The following is a 17,040-nucleotide window of genomic DNA, read 5'->3' as shown; positions in this document are numbered from 1 at the left end:
TCAGCAAGGAATCCTCAGCGTGATTGCGTTAAGTCGGCTTTTTATTCACCCGGTTAAATCCATGCGTGGCATCCAGCTGTCGCAGGCGATGGTCAGTCCCAGCGGTCTGGCGTTTGATCGCATCTTGATGATCACCGAGCCTGATGGCACCTTTATTACCGCCCGTCAGTTTCCGCAGCTCGTGTTGTTCACGCCCGCGCTGGCCCTTGATGGCGTATTCCTGTCCGCACCTGATGGCCGAAGTTATCTGGTGCGTTTCGATGATTTCGCGCCGGTTACCGCTTCTACCGAAGTCTGGGGCAACCATTTTCAGGCTCGCATAGCGCCGGAAGCAGTTAACCGCTGGCTGAGCGATTATCTGCAACGTCCGGTGCAACTGCGCTGGCAAGGGCCAGAATTATCACGCCGCGTCAAACGCTACCCGGACATCCCGCTGGGATTTGCCGACGGCTACCCTTTCCTGCTGATTAACGAGGCGTCATTTGATGATCTGCGCCGTCGTTGCGGTGCAGGCATCCGCATTGAGCAGTTCCGCCCAAATCTGGTGGTCAGCGGCGCGGCTGCCTACGCTGAAGACAGCTGGCAGACGCTGCGCATCGGCGAGGTCATGTTTGATGTGGTCAAACCCTCTGCCCGTTGTGTGCTGACGACGGTAAGTATCGAGCGCGGGCGCAAGCACCCATCAGGCGAACCGCTGGCGACGCTACAGCAATACCGAACGGCGGAAAACGGTGATGTGGATTTCGGCATGAACCTGATAGCCCGCAACAGCGGCATTATTCGTGCCGGCGACAGCGTCGAGATTCTGTCTACCAAACCCCCTCGGCCTTATGGCGCAGGCGCCACCACGGAAAGTTTGACGCCGCAAGGCAGCGCCGCCAAAGCGGTACAGATTACGTATCAGGGCACGCGTTTTACTGGCAACAACCAGCAAATTCTGCTGGAACAGCTGGAACAACAGGGGATACGCATTCCCTACTCGTGTCGGGCCGGGTTGTGCGGTTGCTGTCGGCTCAGTGTCATCCAGGGTGACGTGTCGCCGCTGAAAACCAGCGCGCTGGGGAAAGACGGAACGATTCTGACATGTAGTTGCATCCCGGCAGGAGATATCGAACTGGAATGACGACGCTACGTTTACGATGTGTACGATATTTACGATGAAATGACGGTATCGCTTCATCGGCGATTAGCCGGCGACAGCGTAATGCGCGCAAACCTCGTCGCTTTTTGTCGTCACCAGACGCAGGCGGTCATGCATGATTTTGATGGCATCGCCCAACTGCATCATCTTGCCGCTCAGCGCCAGTTGACTCTGCGCCAGCACGCACAGGCTGGCTTTATCACCGACCTCCACCACCATAAAATTCGCCATCTCCGGGCGCTCATTCAACCGCACGCTAACCTGATCGCCGGTTTGTGGGGATGAATGTGTCTGACGTTGCGCCACAAAATGCCAGCTTTTGGGCATCATCGGCTTCAGGAAACGGTTCGCCACCAGCGCGTTCAACACCAGTTCAGCACGAGCTTCAGCCGATAACGCCAATGCCTGGCATTTCTCCTGATAAGTGAAAAACAACGCGGCATCATCTACACAGAATACACCTGGTGTAAACGCATCCGGCGTCAGCATTGAGGAAGGAAAGCGGGAACGAAATACCATGCCGTTGGCCAGATCAAGCATCAGGCGCGCCTGATCGGTATCAAAATACCAACGCCAGCTATCGTCAGGGATTAATTTCATCAGATTACCTTTAATTTCTTACAACCGGTTTAAAAATAACCCATCAGCAACGGCTATGACGTATTTTTACACAAACGAAGAAAATATAGACCAGCGCAGAGGAGAAATAAACCCCCTACGCCGGATATACCCGTCATACTTCAAGTTGCAGGTGTGTTGGCTGCGTTCTTTCACCCGAATCACTTACCTGAGTAAGCTCATCGGGATTCTCTCTCTTGCCGCCTTCCTGCAACTCGAATTATTTTGGGTATAACAGGAATGAAAAATCAGATGTGGGTAACAATATCTTTAATCAGACGCGGTCCACGATAAATAAATCCGCTATAAATCTGAACCAGTGTCGCACCGGCCACTAATTTTTCTCTGGCGGCAACCACCGAATCAATACCGCCGACACCAATAATCGGCAATCGTCCGTGTAATTCTTGCGAAAGGCGACGAATCACCTCGGTGCTGCGCGATTGCAACGGGCGTCCGCTTAATCCGCCGGTTTGCCCGCAATGATTCAACCCCTGAATCAATTGCCTGTCCAACGTAGTATTGGTGGCAATGACGCCATCAATATTATGGCGAACCAGACTGTCGGCAATTTGGATTAATTCCTCTTCACAGAGATCCGGCGCAATTTTTACCGCCACGGGGACATATTTTTGATAACGGTTATGCAGCTCGGTCTGTTTATTTTTTACAGCCTGTAGCAAGTCATCCAACGCATCGCCATATTGTAGCGTACGTAACCCCGGCGTATTGGGAGAGGAAATATTGATGGCAATATAACCCGCATGAGAATAGACCTTATCCATGCAAATCAGATAATCCTCTTTCCCCTGCTCCACCGGCGTGTCTTTATTTTTGCCGATATTGATGCCAAGTACACCGCCAAAACGCGACTGTTTGACGTTCTCGACCAGATTATCAACCCCGCGATTATTAAACCCCATGCGGTTGATCAACCCCTCGGCTTCCACCACCCGGAACAGGCGCGGCTTATCATTGCCCGGTTGCGGGCGCGGCGTCACGGTGCCCACCTCAATAAAGCCGAACCCCATGGCACCGAGCGCATCAATGCACTCGCCGTCTTTGTCCAGCCCGGCAGCTAACCCCAGCGGGTTACGGAACGACAGCCCCATACAGGTGACCGGCTTGGTGGGAACCGACTGGTGGACCAGCCATTCAAATGGAGTATGGGTAATACGGCGCAGTTGATGCAGAGTAAACTCGTGCGCCTGTTCGGGGTCGAGCTGGAATAACGCTTTACGAATGAGGGGATACATGACTTCTCCTGGATTCCCGGTTATAAACCGGGGGCGTATTATCATCCATCACTGCACGAAAAGGAATTGACCGGGGTTAAAAAAACGCCGCCGTGACGCAATCGTTTTCTTTTCCCCATCGCATATTGGAGATTTTTTATTCGTTTTTTCGCTTTCCATTCCACAATAAATCATTTTTCTAACCTGCACCCTGTCTGCCAGACTAACCAAACCGTTATTAAATAGTTAAAAACGATACTTTTTGGTTATAAGGAGTGATCATGCGCGTTATCACACTGGCAGGCAGCCCACGCTACCCTTCCCGTTCAACCGCCTTATTGCATCACGCTGGAAAATGGCTGGCCGCCAAAGGTGTCGAGGTACTGCCGTGGCACCTGCACAACTTTCTGCCGGAAGACCTGCTCAATGCCCGCTTCGACAGCCCGGCATTGCACACCCTGAACGAACAACTCGCCACTACCGACGGCGTACTGGTCGCCACCCCGATTTACAAAGCGTCGTTTTCCGGCGGCCTGAAAGCCCTGTTGGACATATTACCGGAGCGCGCGCTGGAACATAAAGTAGTGCTGCCCCTGTCCACCGCCGGTTCCGTCGCGCACATGCTGGCGGTGGATTACAGCCTGAAACCCGTACTGAATGCCCTGAAAGCACAGGAAATTCTGCAAGGCGTATTTGCAGATGACAGCCAAATCACCCACTACGACCGCACCCCACAATTTAGCGACCCCCTGGAAGCGCGTCTGCAAGAGGCGTTGCATATCTTCTTTCAGGCATTGATTCGTCGTCAGCCCGAACCGCTGCGTCAAAGCGCCTGACAGTTCTTTTATGACAAGGAAAATGTGATGTTGCCCTGGATTAAACACGCTGCTCTAACACTGCTGTTCTCCGCCACACTTGGCGTATCCGCCTTCGCCGCTGCCGACACCGCCCCGGAACAGCTGCGCATCGGCTTTCAGAAAGGCTCAGTCAGTCTGGTGCTGGCCAAAACCCATCAGTTGCTGGAAAAACAGTTCCCGCACACCAAAATCAGTTGGATTGAATTTCCAGCCGGGCCGCAAATGCTGGAAGCGCTCAACATCGGCAGCATTGATGTCGGCAGTACCGGTGATATACCGCCAATCTTCGCGCAGGCTGCCGGTGCCGATCTGGTTTACATCGGTGTCGAACCGCCCAAACCCAACGCTGAAGTGATTCTGGTTCGGGACGATAGCCCGATCAAAACCGTCGCCGACCTGAAAGGCCGCAAGGTCGCGTTTCAGAAAGGCTCCAGCTCCCATAACCTGTTGCTGCGCAACCTGCAAAAAGCCGGGCTGGCATTTACCGATATCCAGCCCGCCTACCTGACGCCAGCCGACGCCCGCGCCGCCTTCCAGCAAGGTAACGTTGACGCCTGGACCATCTGGGACCCCTACTACTCGGCGGCGCTGTTGCAAGGCGGCGTTCGGGTACTGGCCGACGGCACCGACTTAAACCTGACAGGTTCGTTCTATCTGGCATCGCGTAGTTATGCCGAAAAATACGGTGCTTTCCTGCAACAGTTACTCACCACCCTGACTCAAGCCGATGCCCTGACCATCAGCCAGCGGTCGCAGAGCGTTACACTGCTGGCCAACGCCATGGGGTTACCGGAAGCAGTTATCAGTACCTATTTTGACCATCGCCCCATCACGGTGATCAAACCGGTGGATGAGCGCACCTTGCAGGCGCAACAACACACCGCCGATCTGTTTTACGAAAACCACCTGATTCCCAGCAAACTGGACGTCGCCAGCCGGATCTGGCACGCCCCAGTAGCACACTGATCCTCAGCCTGATTTCACGGAGACAATAATAATGAGTCTGAATATTTTCTGGTTCCTGCCCACTCACGGTGACGGCCACTATTTTGGTCGCGGCGAAAATGCCCGCCCGGTTGATTATGGTTACCTGCAACAGATTGCTCAGGCGGCAGACCGTCTGGGGTTCGGCGGCGTACTGATCCCCACGGGCCGCTCCTGCGAAGATTCCTGGTTGGTGGCGTCGTCGCTGATCCCGGTCACTCAGCGTCTGCGCTTTTTGGTGGCGCTGCGCCCTGGCATCGTCTCGCCAACGCTGGCCGCCCGTCAGGCCGCTACGCTGGACAGACTTTCCAATGGCCGGGCGCTGTTTAATCTGGTGACGGGCGGCGACCCGGAGGAACTGGCTGCCGAAGGATTGTTCCTCAGTCATGAACAGCGCTATGAAGCCTCCGCCGAATTTACCCGCATCTGGCGGCGAGTATTAGAAGGCGAAACCGTCGATTACGACGGCAAACACATTCAGGTGAAAGGTGCCAAACTGCATTATCCGCCGGTACAGCAACCGCGTCCGCCGCTCTACTTCGGCGGCTCGTCGGATGCGGCGCTGGATCTGGCTGCCGAACAGGTTGAACTCTATCTCACCTGGGGCGAACCACCGGCACAAGTAAAAGAAAAGCTGGACCGCGTACGAGCCAAAGCCGCCGCACAAGGGCGCAGCGTACGTTTTGGCATTCGCCTGCATGTGATTGTGCGTGAGACCAGCGAAGAAGCCTGGCAGGCCGCCAATCGGTTGATCTCCCGGCTGGACGACGACACTATCGCCGAGGCGCAGGCATCGCTAAAACGCTTTGACTCGGTGGGCCAACAGCGCATGGTAGCGCTGCACGGTGGCCGCCGCGACAAGCTGGAGATCAGCCCCAACCTGTGGGCCGGTATTGGTCTGGTACGCGGCGGTGCGGGCACCGCGCTGGTGGGCGACCCACAGACTGTGGCGCAACGTATTCAGGAATATGCCGATTTGGGTATCGATACCTTTGTGTTGTCAGGTTATCCGCATCTGGAAGAAGCCTACAAGGTCGCCGAACTCCTGTTCCCGCATCTGGATGTGGCCGTGCCGGAGGTGCCACAACCGCAGCCGCTGCGTTCGCAAGGTGAAATCGTCGGTAACGAATTTGTCCCGCTGCTCAAAGCAGCCCAAAGCTGAGGACCAACTGATGCAGAGGCTCCTGACACCGATCACCGTACGCCTGACGCCCTGGTTGCTGCCGCTGCTGCTGGTAGCGCTCTGGCAACTCGCCTCCAGCGTCGGCTGGCTTTCCACCCGCATCCTGCCGTCACCGCAAGCGATTACCGTGACGTTCTGGCGGCTAGCCCGCAGTGGTGAACTGTGGCAACACCTCAGCATCAGTACCTGGCGCGCGCTGACCGGTTTTGCCATCGGCGGCGCGCTGGGGCTGGCGCTTGGCTTTATTACCGGACTATCCCGCACCGGCGAACGCCTGCTGGACACCTCAATGCAGATGCTGCGCAACGTGCCGCATCTGGCGTTGATCCCGCTGGTGATCTTGTGGTTCGGTATTGATGAAAGCGCCAAAATTTTTCTGGTGGCGCTCGGCACCCTGTTCCCCATCTACCTCAACACTTATCACGGCATCCGCACTATCGACAGCGGTTTGCTGGAAATGGCTCGCAGTTACGGCCTGTCTGGCTTTCGGCTGTTCCGTGAGGTGGTGCTACCCGGTGCGCTGCCCTCGATCATGGTCGGCGTGCGTTTCTCGCTCGGCTTGATGTGGCTGACGCTGATCGTGGCGGAAACCATCTCCGCCAGTTCCGGTATCGGCTATCTGGCGATGAATGCCCGCGAATTTCTGCAAACGGATGTCGTGGTGGTGGCGATCATTCTATATGCCCTGCTGGGCAAACTGGCGGATGTCATCGCCCTGACGCTGGAACGTATCTGGCTGCGCTGGCATCCCAGTTGGCAACTAACGGAGGAACACGCATGACGTTTACTCACACTGCGCCAGCCCGCCTTAACGCCGGCACGCCGCTGTTAATCAACGGCGTCACCAAGCGCTATGGTCACCGCACCATTCTCAATGAGGTGCACCTGCACATTCCAGCCGGACAGTTTGTTGCGGTAGTCGGTCGCAGCGGCTGCGGCAAAAGCACGTTGCTGCGGCTGCTGGCCGGACTGGAGCAAACCAGTGGCGGAGAGCTGCTGGCAGGCCGCGCCCCGTTGCATCAGGCACGCGACGATATCCGGCTGATGTTTCAGGAAGCCCGTTTACTGCCGTGGAAGCGGGTAATCGACAACGTTGGATTGGGACTGCGCGGCGAGTGGCGTAGCGCCGCCCATCAGGCGCTGGAGGCAGTCGGGTTATCATCACGTGCTGCCGACTGGCCGACTGCGCTGTCCGGCGGACAAAAACAACGGGTAGCGTTGGCGCGTGCGCTGATCCACCACCCCGGCCTGTTACTGCTGGATGAACCGCTGGGCGCACTCGACGCCTTGACCCGCATCGAAATGCAGGGGTTGATTGAATCGCTATGGTTGCAACAGGGGTTCACCGTTTTGCTGGTAACGCATGACGTCAGTGAAGCGGTAGCCCTTGCCGACCGGGTGATCCTGATAGAAGACGGACAGGTCGGGCTGGATGTAACGATTGACCTGCCGCGCCCACGCCGCCGCGGCTCCGCCCGGCTGGCAGAGCTGGAAGCGCAGGTACTGGAACGGATTTTGGCGCCTGCGATTCCCCACGACACAGCCTATCCCTCACAGGCACACGCCTGATATTCCCACTCTCAGGGCATAAAAAACCACCGTCTGCTGACAGCGGTGGTTTTTATTATAGCCATTATATCAATAAGATAGAGATATTGCGTTGGCTGCGCTTACGCCTCCAGCGCTTTGGTTATCTTCTCGAACAGATCACCGGAGAGGTTTTCCAGCCCTTTAAGGGTTTCCAGCGCCTGACGCATCAACGCCTGACGGGTTGAATCGTAACGTTTGAGGCGAATCAGCGGTTCAATCAGACGCGAAGCCACCTGCGGATTGCGGGTGTTCAGATCGCTGAGCATCTCAGTGAGGAACTGATAGCCGCTGCCATCGACCGCATGGAACGCCGACGGGTTGCCCGCACAGAACGATCCTATCAGCGAGCGCAGTCGGTTAGGGTTGTTCAGGCTGAAGGAGCGGTGGTTAAGCAATTCACGCACCCGGTTCAACACATCGCTGGCCGGGCTGGTGGCCTGAAGGACGAACCATTTGTCCATCACCAGACCATCCTGATGCCAACGTTCGTCAAAGGCCGCCAGCAGTCTGTCCCGGCACGGCAACTGTGCCGCCACCGATGCCGCCATCGCCGCTAACGAATCGGTCATGTTGTCGGCATCAGTAAATTGCGCTGCCGCCAGCGTGTCCGCCTGCTCGCGCTCGGCAAACGCCAGATAGCTCAGGCACAGATTGCGCAGCGCACGTTTGCCCATATCCTGCTGATCAACACGGTAAGACGCCAGTTTGTTGGCGCGATATACCGCCAGCAGTTCGTCCGCCATTTCCTGCGCCAGCGTCTGTGTCAGCGACTGGCGAACCGCGCTGATAGCGTCCGGGTCGATGACCTCAAACAGCTCTGCCATCTCGTTCTCGCTCGGCAACGACAAAATCTGCGAGGCCAGCATCGGGTCCAGCTGGTCATCCAGCAGCACGCCGCGGAAGGCGTCCACCACATGCATCGGCAACGATAACGGCTGTTTTTGCTGATGACGCGCCACATTCAGGCGAATATAGTTCGCCAGCAGACTCTGGGCCGCATCCCAACGGGAAAACGCATTGCTGGCGTGGCGCATCAGGAACGTCAGTTGCTCATCGCTCCAGGGGTAGTTCAGTTTTACCGGCGCGGAGAATTCACGCAGCAGCGACGGCACCGGCTGGCAGGGAACGTCATCAAATACGAAGGTTTGCTCAGCTTCAGTGACGTTCAGTACTGAACCCAGTTTCTGCCCTTTCTGGCGCAGCGGGATCACATTCCCTTCGCTATCGTACAACTCCACATCCAGCGGAATATGCAGCGGCAGTTTAGGCTGCTTGTCGGCCCCGACCGGCGTCATCTGGCTGATATGCAGGCGGTACTGGCGAGAGGCGGCGTCGTAATCGTCACGGACTGTCACCACCGGCGTGCCGGACTGGCTGTACCAGCGACGGAACTGCGACAGATCGACGCTGGAGGCATCTTCCATCGCCTGTACAAAATCATCACAGGTCGCAGCGCTGCCGTCATGACGATCAAAATAGAGCCGCATCCCTGCCTGGAATTTCTCTTCACCCAGCAGCGTGTGCATCATGCGAATCACTTCCGACCCTTTTTCATACACGGTCAGGGTATAGAAGTTATTCATCTCGATGACCTGATCCGGACGAATCGGGTGGGACATCGGGCTGGCGTCTTCGGCGAACTGCGCGCCGCGCATCACCCGCACGTTGTCGATACGGTTAGCCGGGCGCGAACCCACATCAGAACTGAACTCCTGATCGCGGAACACCGTCAGCCCTTCTTTCAGGCTGAGCTGGAACCAGTCACGACAGGTCACCCGGTTGCCGGTCCAGTTGTGGAAATACTCGTGAGCGATCACCGCCTCGATACCGAGATAGTCCTTGTCGGTGGCGGTTTCGGCTTTAGCCAGCACATACCTGGAGTTGAAGATGTTCAGCCCCTTGTTTTCCATCGCCCCCATATTGAAGAAATCCACTGCCACGATCATATAAATGTCGAGGTCGTATTCCAGGCCAAAACGGGTTTCATCCCATTTCATGGCGTGCTTCAGTGAGGTCATCGCCCAGTCGGCACGATCAAGATTGCCGCGGTCCACGAACAGTTCCAGCGCCACATCACGGCCAGAACGGGTAACAAAGGTATCGCGCAGCACATCAAAATCGCCGGCGACCAGCGCAAACAGGTAGCAGGGTTTCGGGAACGGGTCTTGCCATTCCACCCAGTGACGCCCGTTATCCGCCTCGCCCTGTCCGGTTCGGTTACCATTGGAAAGCAGGTACGGGTAGCGTGCTTTATCTGCGGTAATACGAGTGGTGAAACGCGCCAGAACGTCCGGGCGGTCCAGATAATAGGTAATGTGGCGGAAGCCTTCAGCCTCGCATTGGGTACAGAGCGCATCGCCCGACTGATACAACCCTTCCAGCGCACTGTTGGCCGCCGGGTTGATTTCCGTTTCAATCCGCAGGGTGAATTTTTCCGGCAACCCAGTCAGTTCCAGGCCATCATCCAACAAGCGATGCGCCTGCCACGCCTGACCATCGACCTGAACATTCAGCAATTTCAGCCCTTCGCCGTCCAGCTTCAGCGCCGCGCCTTTTTCCCCCTGCAGCACGACCTGACTGGTCGCCACCACGCGGGTCTGTTCTGGATACAGATCAACATCCAGCGCGATGTCGGTAATGGTATAGTCCGGCGCGCGGTAATCGTGCCGGTATTTGATTTGTGGTTGTTGACTCATGACTGATTACCTTAATGACAGCAGTAATGATGGCGATACGGCGTGATCGGGCTGCTTATCTGCCTCCTCCTTTTTATATAGGAGCAGAAATACATAAAAACAGAAAACCCGTGGTTAACACACGGGATATTAACGAATTCCCCTCACCCCGTAACACTCGCCAGACGACGATATCCGTCTTTTATAAATTCATACAGTAAACAAGGGTAAACAGCGCCTCTCGCACCAGCACCTCGTCACTGGTACGCAAGCAACCGTATTATCACCTGATTACGCGACTGATTTCGCCTACGTTGTGCGCAGTTCCGTTATTCAACAGGCTGTTACGTCTATTAAAAGGGAGTGACTGCCGGAATGCAAACTTTCCTGTCATCCCCCCATCGCTACAGCGGTAACACGATTTTTCGGGTAATTTTGTTTAGTATAAAAAACATTATAATTCAATCACTCATGGTAAACAGACCGTAAAAACAGATACTTTTTTGTCACAATCGCACGATTGAATCTCGCCTTCACCCGCCCAATATGATGTGATAAGCCCGATGAACAGGCAGGTGACGCCCACTGTCGCGCAACATCGCCGACATGAGTCGGTAAATGTAATAAACGTCATCGTAGTCAATGTGCCTGTCTTAACCGTAATGGTATGAAACGTAACTGTATTAAACGAGGATGCGGTAACGCATTATGACTTTGCACACAGCCCCGATATTGACCTCATTGCTCGATACCGACGCCTATAAACTGCATATGCAACAGGCGGTATATCACCATTACCACGATGTGCATGTAGCGGCGGAATTCCGTTGTCGCGGCGATGAGCTGTTAGGGCACTACGCCGATGAGATTCGGGTGCAAGTGGAAGCCATGAGTCACTTGTCACTGCATGACGATGAGTATCACTACCTTGCCTCTCTGCCATTTTTTCAAACCGACTACCTCGACTGGCTGAAAAACTTCCGTTTTGACCCTTCGCAAATCCGCATTCGCAATCATCAGGGCAAGCTGGATATCCGTATCACCGGGCCGTGGCGCAACGTGATTTTGTGGGAAGTGCCGCTGCTCGCGGTCATCAGCGAAGTGGTTCACCGCAACCGTACCCCCGGTAGTTATAGTGAGGCCGCACTCAACCAGTTACACGACACGCTGGCTCGCTTTCGCCAGCACAGCGCCGATGTCGATCTCAGTCGCTTTAAACTGATGGATTTTGGCACCCGCCGGCGTTTTTCTCGTGAGGTTCAGCACCAGATAGTGCATACCCTCAAAGCCGAATGCCCTTACCTTATCGGCACCAGCAACTACGATTTGGCGCGTCGTCTGCAACTGGCGCCGGTCGGAACCCAGGCGCACGAGTGGTTCCAGGCTCATCAGCAAATCAGCCCGACCTTAGCCAACAGCCAGCGGGCCGCACTGGATGCCTGGTTGCGGGAATATCCGGAGCAGCTCGGCATCGCACTCACCGACTGCATCACCATGGATGCGTTCTTGCGTGACTTTGACCGTCAATTCGCCCGTCGTTATCAGGGATTGCGCCATGATTCCGGCGACCCGATTGAATGGGGCGAGAAAGCCATTGCGCATTATCATGCGCTGGGTATCGACCCGATGGATAAAACGCTGGTGTTTTCCGATAACCTCAATCTGGAAAAGGCACTGCATCTCTACCGCCACTTCGGGCAACGCATCAATGTCGCCTTCGGCATCGGCACCCGCCTGACCTGCGATATTCCCGGCGTCAAACCGCTGAATATCGTCATCAAGCTGGTGGAGTGCAACGGCAAACCGGTAGCCAAGCTGTCAGACAGCCCAGGAAAAACCATTTGTCAGGATCAGGCATTTGTCAGCGCGCTACGCAAAGCGTTTGATCTGCCGCGAGTGAAAAAGGCCTCCTGAGTATTGCGCTTCCCACATCACTGATTACTCTTTAAGCCAGCAACGCCGGAATCGTATAAAACTTGCGGCGTTGCGGTGATTTCTGCTTGTGTCCTGCCCGACGACAAGTAACATAACGAAACGCCCACTTCCGGGCGGCAACAGTTACCCATTAAATTTCACCAATAGAGAGAATGTTATGAGCGTAGTGCCTGTAGTCGATGTACTGCAAGGCCGTGTCGCCGTTGACAGTGACGTCACCGTGCGCGGCTGGGTACGTACCCGGAGAGACTCTAAAGCCGGTATTTCTTTTATCGCCGTCTATGACGGTTCCTGCTTTGATTCGCTACAGGCTGTCGTCAATAATAATCTTGCTAATTATCAAAGCGATGTGCTGCGCCTGACCACCGGTTGCTCTGTGGAAGTCACTGGTAAAGTGGTGGAATCCCCCGGTGAGGGCCAGAGCTTCGAACTGCTGGCAACGGAACTCAAGGTCGTCGGCTGGGTGGAAGACCCGGACACCTACCCGATGGCGGCCAAACGCCACAGTATCGAATACCTGCGTGAAGTGGCGCATTTGCGCCCACGCACTAACCTTATCGGCGCTGTCGCTCGTGTGCGTCATACGCTGGCACAGGCCATCCACCGGTTCTTTCATCAAAATGGTTTCTATTGGGTATCCACCCCGCTGATTACCGCCTCCGATACCGAAGGTGCCGGCGAAATGTTCCGGGTATCCACACTGGATCTGGAAAACCTGCCGCGCAACGATCAAGGCAAGGTCGATTTCAGCGAAGACTTCTTCGGTAAAGAAGCGTTCCTGACCGTATCCGGCCAGCTTAACGGCGAAACCTATGCCTGCGCGCTGTCTAAAATCTATACCTTCGGGCCGACTTTCCGGGCGGAAAACTCCAATACCAGCCGCCATCTGGCAGAGTTTTGGATGATTGAACCGGAAGTGGCGTTTGCAACGCTGGACGACATCGCCAGCCTGGCGGAAAACCTGCTGAAATTTGTGTTCAAAGCCGTACTCGACGAACGTGCCGATGACATGAAATTCTTCGCTGAACGCGTAGATAAAGACGCCATCAGCCGGCTGGAGCGTTTTGTCAGTTCTGATTTCGCTCAGGTAGATTACACCGATGCCATCACCATTCTGGAAAACTGTGGGCAGGCATTTGAGAACCCGGTGTCCTGGGGTATCGACCTCTCCTCCGAACACGAGCGTTATCTGGCTGAAAAACACTTCCAGGCGCCGGTCGTAGTTAAAAACTACCCGAAAGACATCAAAGCCTTTTATATGCGCATGAACGGCGACGGCAAAACCGTCGCCGCGATGGACGTTCTGGCACCGGGCATCGGCGAGATTATTGGCGGTTCTCAGCGTGAAGAACGTCTGGAGCAACTGGACAGCCGTCTCGAAGAAATGGGACTCAGTAAAGAAGACTACTGGTGGTATCGCGATCTGCGCCGTTACGGCACCATCCCGCATTCGGGTTTTGGTCTTGGTTTTGAGCGTTTAATAGCTTATGTAACCGGTGTACAAAATGTGCGCGATGTGATTCCGTTCCCGCGCACACCCCGTAGCGCTACGTTCTAAGCAAAAAATAACATAAGAAAAACAAATATCTGCACTAAGAAGGGCGCTCTATGGCGCCCTTCTTTTTTTATTTTAGAAGTGACTCACAAAGTTCCGTTGTTTTTACAAATTGACATATATTTTTTATAAAAGTTACATAATTTAGAAATTGGTATCATTTAAACGGTAGATTAACGGACGGCTGAATGGAAAACTGCGTGCAGACACAGGAAGACATCGGCTATCACGAAAAAGTTCCACTACGGTTTTTTTATTGTGATGCAGAAGTCTGAATAACACCAATGAGGGTAATTGATAATGATGAAGCGCAATGTTCTTGCAGTGGTAATCCCGGCTCTGCTGGCTGCCGGCGCAGCTAACGCAGCTGAAGTGTACAACAAAGACGGTAACAAACTGGACCTGAACGGTAAAGTTGTTGGTCTGCATTACTTCTCTAAAGACAGCGGCAACAGCGGTGATCAGACTTATGCTCGTCTGGGTTTCACTGGCGAAACCAAGATCAACAGCGATCTGACTGGCTATGGCCGTTTCGAGTACAATTTCAATGCTAACCGCACTGAAGAAACTGAAGCTAAGAACGACAGCGCTGCGGGTGGTACTCGTTACGCTTATGCCGGCCTGAAATTTGGTGATTTCGGTTCTATCGATTACGGTCGTAACCGCGCTGTAGGTTATGATGGTATCTCTTACACCGACGTGCTGCCGGAATTTGGCGGTGACCAGGCTTACACTGATGGCCTGACTGGCCGTAACGCCGGTGTTGCCACTTACCGCAACAAAAACTTCTTCGGTCTGGTTGATGGCTGGAACTTCGCACTGGGCTACCAGAGCGCGCACAATGACTCTGTCAACTTAGCTAGAGAGACTGGTGCTGGCTGGGCAGCATCTTCCAGCTATACTTCACCTTTTGGCGTAAGTGTGATCGGTTCTTATACTCAGGCTAACCGTACTCAGGCTCAGGTGCTTGATAACCAGGGCAAAAAAGCTGAAGCCTGGGCAACCGGTCTGAAATATGATGCTAACAGCATCTATGTTGCCACCACCTACGGTGAGTACCATAACTTAAGCTACACGTCGAACAATACCTTCCAGCCGGGTGCTGTCAGCAAATTTACTGACACAACTGGAAATCAGAAAGAAGCACTGGATACAACCAAAGTATTTGAAGCGGTTGCTCAGTACAACTTTGATTTCGGCCTGACTCCGTCTTTAGGTTATGTTTCTGCTAAAGCGAAAGATGACCGTAAAGCCACTAACGACTTCATCACCAAGTACGTTAGCCTGGGTCTGACCTACGCGTTCAACAAGAACTTCTCTACCTACACTGAGTACGACATCAACCTGCTGAAAGATAACAACCAGTATAAGCTGCCAACCAATGACCGCGTTGCGGTGGGTGTGGTTTACCAGTTCTAATGTAGTTCTCTGTTAACGACCTGGTCGTAAAACGGAAAACTATAACTATGCCGATCAATTTTTGATCGGCATTTTTATTTTTATAGTCTGTCATACAGCAAATCACTGTTACCAGCCGGGCATATTTGGCAGGGTCAACAACGTTTAAACCTCATAATTCACCATACCTTCAAGGGCCAGTGTTGACCTGAAACGTAATTGATTACGTTATTTTTGAGAGGAATCATTTTTACTGATGTGTTGTGTGCCGATGGCACCACATTGAAACAGGTTACAGAGAGAGTTTACGCAGAATTTATGACAAAAAAGCACACTTAATGTGAAAAAAATATGTTAGTTATGCATACTTTTTCTTACGGAGAAAATTTATAACCTTATGATTAAAATATAGATAATGACTAAGATTATTTAAAACCCCGTCTAAAACGAAAAACGCCCCTCAACTATAGTGTGACACGCCTCAAATTTTACATATTTAAACATAAAAAAACAATATGTTTCACAAATCATCAATTGGTATCATTTATGGAGTGGATAATCATCATTATGAATGAAACACTGCCTTCGGACACATAGACACCGACGTATCGCAGAAGTTCAATTCAGATTTCTCTGTAAATATGATCGGACGTGAACCAACACAATGAGGGTTATTTATAAATGAAACGTAATATTCTTGCAGTGGTAATCCCGGCATTGCTGGCCGCTGGCGCAGCGAATGCGGCTGAAATTTATAACAAAGACGGCAACAAACTGAACCTGAATGGTAAACTGGACGGTCTGCACTACTTCTCCAAAGACAACACCGGTAGAAACAGCGGCGACCAAAGTTATGTCCGTCTTGGTTTCACCGGCGAAACCAAGATCAACAGCGACCTGACTGGTTATGGCCGTTTTGAATATCAGTTCAACGCCAACCGTACTGAAGAAACAGAATCTAAAAATTCCACCGCCGCTGGTCAGACTCGTTATGCCTATGCCGGCCTGAAATTTGCTGATTTCGGTTCTCTGGATTACGGTCGTAACCGCAACGTGTCTTACGATGGTATCTCTTACACCGACGTGCTGCCGGAATGGGGTGGCGACTCTGCCTACAACGACGGTTTCACTGGCCGCAGTGCAGGTGTGGCGAACTACCGCAACAAAAACTTCTTCGGTCTGGTTGATGGCCTGAACTTTGGCCTAAGCTACCAGTCAGCACGTTCTGATTCCACAACGCGCAAAAGTAACACTGGCGCTGGCTACGCCCTGTCCACCTCTTATACCTCTCCGTATGGCGTAGGTATTATCGGTTCATACGGCCATGCTAAACGTACTGCGAATACATTCTCTAATGCTACATCACCTGCTACATCAAATGACCAGGCACAAGATGGCCGTGGTACTGATGCTGAAATGTGGGCGACCGGCCTGAAATACGATGCTAACAACATCTATGTAGCCGCTACCTACGGTGAATACCGTAATATGACCTACGGTAACACTTATAAATTTAATATTAGCGGAGTCTCTCAGCACACCACTGCTGCCTTTGACAAAACCAAAGTGTTTGAAGCGGTTGCACAGTATAACTTCGACTTTGGCCTGAAACCGTCTATCGGCTACGTATCAGCTAAAGCGGAAGATAACACTGCGGCCCAAAAAACCAGCGATTATCTGGTCAAATACGCCAGCCTGGGCCTGACCTACTCTTTCAACAAAAACTTCTCGACTTACACCGAGTATGACATCAACCTGCTGAAAGACGACAACCTCTACAAACAAGCAACTAACGACCGTGTTGCTGTCGGTGTGGTTTACCAGTTCTAATCCAGCCTTGCTTCTCTGAAGTAAGCGCATATCAAGCCG

Annotated in this window: 13 protein-coding genes; 10 read left to right on the top strand and 3 right to left on the bottom strand. The window is 53.4% G+C overall.

The window, feature by feature from the left end; all coding sequences use genetic code 11:
• The first annotated feature begins 19 nt into the window (after positions 1-19).
• Entirely contained in the window at positions 20-1,123 is a 1,104-nt protein-coding gene (locus Dpoa569_RS07740; RefSeq protein ID WP_042871101.1) for a YcbX family protein, read from the top strand.
• Positions 1,124-1,186: 63 nt separating this feature from the next.
• Here Dpoa569_RS07740 and Dpoa569_RS07735 read toward each other — a convergent pair whose 3' ends face one another.
• Together Dpoa569_RS07735 and pyrD are read right to left on the bottom strand one after the other, a co-directional pair.
• Entirely contained in the window at positions 1,187-1,741 is a 555-nt protein-coding gene (locus Dpoa569_RS07735; RefSeq protein ID WP_146411208.1) for a cell division protein ZapC, read from the bottom strand.
• 266 nt (positions 1,742-2,007) lie between these two features.
• On the bottom strand, positions 2,008-3,015 hold the full coding sequence (gene pyrD / locus Dpoa569_RS07730) for a quinone-dependent dihydroorotate dehydrogenase (RefSeq protein ID WP_042871103.1): 1,008 nt from the start codon (positions 3,013-3,015) through the stop codon (positions 2,008-2,010).
• A 260-nt stretch (positions 3,016-3,275) separates the two neighbouring features.
• On the opposite strand from pyrD, the gene ssuE reads away from it, so the two are divergent.
• From ssuE to ssuB, 5 genes are read left to right on the top strand one after another with little or no spacing between them, the layout of a single operon-like run.
• A complete protein-coding gene (gene ssuE, locus Dpoa569_RS07725) occupies positions 3,276-3,830 on the top strand; it encodes an NADPH-dependent FMN reductase (RefSeq protein ID WP_042871105.1) in 555 nt (184 codons plus the stop codon).
• Between the two features lie 27 nt (positions 3,831-3,857).
• Positions 3,858-4,817: a sulfonate ABC transporter substrate-binding protein gene (locus tag Dpoa569_RS07720; RefSeq protein WP_042871107.1), complete on the top strand. Its 960-nt coding sequence runs from the start codon at positions 3,858-3,860 to the stop codon at positions 4,815-4,817.
• A 31-nt stretch (positions 4,818-4,848) separates the two neighbouring features.
• Positions 4,849-5,997: an FMNH2-dependent alkanesulfonate monooxygenase gene (ssuD, locus tag Dpoa569_RS07715; protein WP_042871109.1), complete on the top strand. Its 1,149-nt coding sequence runs from the start codon at positions 4,849-4,851 to the stop codon at positions 5,995-5,997.
• 10 nt (positions 5,998-6,007) lie between these two features.
• Entirely contained in the window at positions 6,008-6,799 is a 792-nt protein-coding gene (gene ssuC / locus Dpoa569_RS07710) for an aliphatic sulfonate ABC transporter permease SsuC (RefSeq protein WP_042871111.1), read from the top strand.
• Entirely contained in the window at positions 6,796-7,587 is a 792-nt protein-coding gene (gene ssuB / locus Dpoa569_RS07705) for an aliphatic sulfonates ABC transporter ATP-binding protein (RefSeq protein ID WP_042871112.1), read from the top strand. Before ssuC ends, ssuB begins: the two co-directional genes overlap by 4 nt.
• A gap of 101 nt (positions 7,588-7,688) precedes the next feature.
• Here ssuB and pepN read toward each other — a convergent pair whose 3' ends face one another.
• Positions 7,689-10,304 carry an aminopeptidase N gene (pepN, locus tag Dpoa569_RS07700; protein WP_146411205.1) on the bottom strand — a complete coding sequence of 872 codons (2,616 nt, stop codon included), beginning with the start codon at positions 10,302-10,304 and terminating at the stop codon, positions 7,689-7,691.
• Between the two features lie 687 nt (positions 10,305-10,991).
• Here pepN and pncB point away from each other — a divergent pair.
• From pncB to Dpoa569_RS07680, 4 genes are all read left to right on the top strand, one after another.
• Positions 10,992-12,197, top strand: a complete 1,206-nt coding sequence (gene pncB / locus Dpoa569_RS07695) for a nicotinate phosphoribosyltransferase (protein WP_042871114.1) — start codon at positions 10,992-10,994, stop codon at positions 12,195-12,197.
• Positions 12,198-12,375: 178 nt separating this feature from the next.
• Positions 12,376-13,776, top strand: a complete 1,401-nt coding sequence (gene asnS, locus Dpoa569_RS07690) for an asparagine--tRNA ligase (protein WP_042871116.1) — start codon at positions 12,376-12,378, stop codon at positions 13,774-13,776.
• Between the two features lie 297 nt (positions 13,777-14,073).
• Positions 14,074-15,192, top strand: coding sequence for a porin (locus tag Dpoa569_RS07685; RefSeq protein ID WP_042871118.1), 1,119 nt, complete (start codon positions 14,074-14,076; stop codon positions 15,190-15,192).
• A 660-nt stretch (positions 15,193-15,852) separates the two neighbouring features.
• Positions 15,853-17,001, top strand: a complete 1,149-nt coding sequence (locus tag Dpoa569_RS07680; protein WP_042871120.1) for a porin — start codon at positions 15,853-15,855, stop codon at positions 16,999-17,001.
• Positions 17,002-17,040 lie beyond the last annotated feature (39 nt).

Source organism: Dickeya poaceiphila, assembly GCF_007858975.2.
In the GTDB taxonomy this organism is placed as follows: domain Bacteria; phylum Pseudomonadota; class Gammaproteobacteria; order Enterobacterales; family Enterobacteriaceae; genus Dickeya; species Dickeya poaceiphila.
The sequence above is the reverse complement of the archived record's forward strand: the minus strand, read 5'-3'. Positions and strand labels throughout refer to the sequence as shown.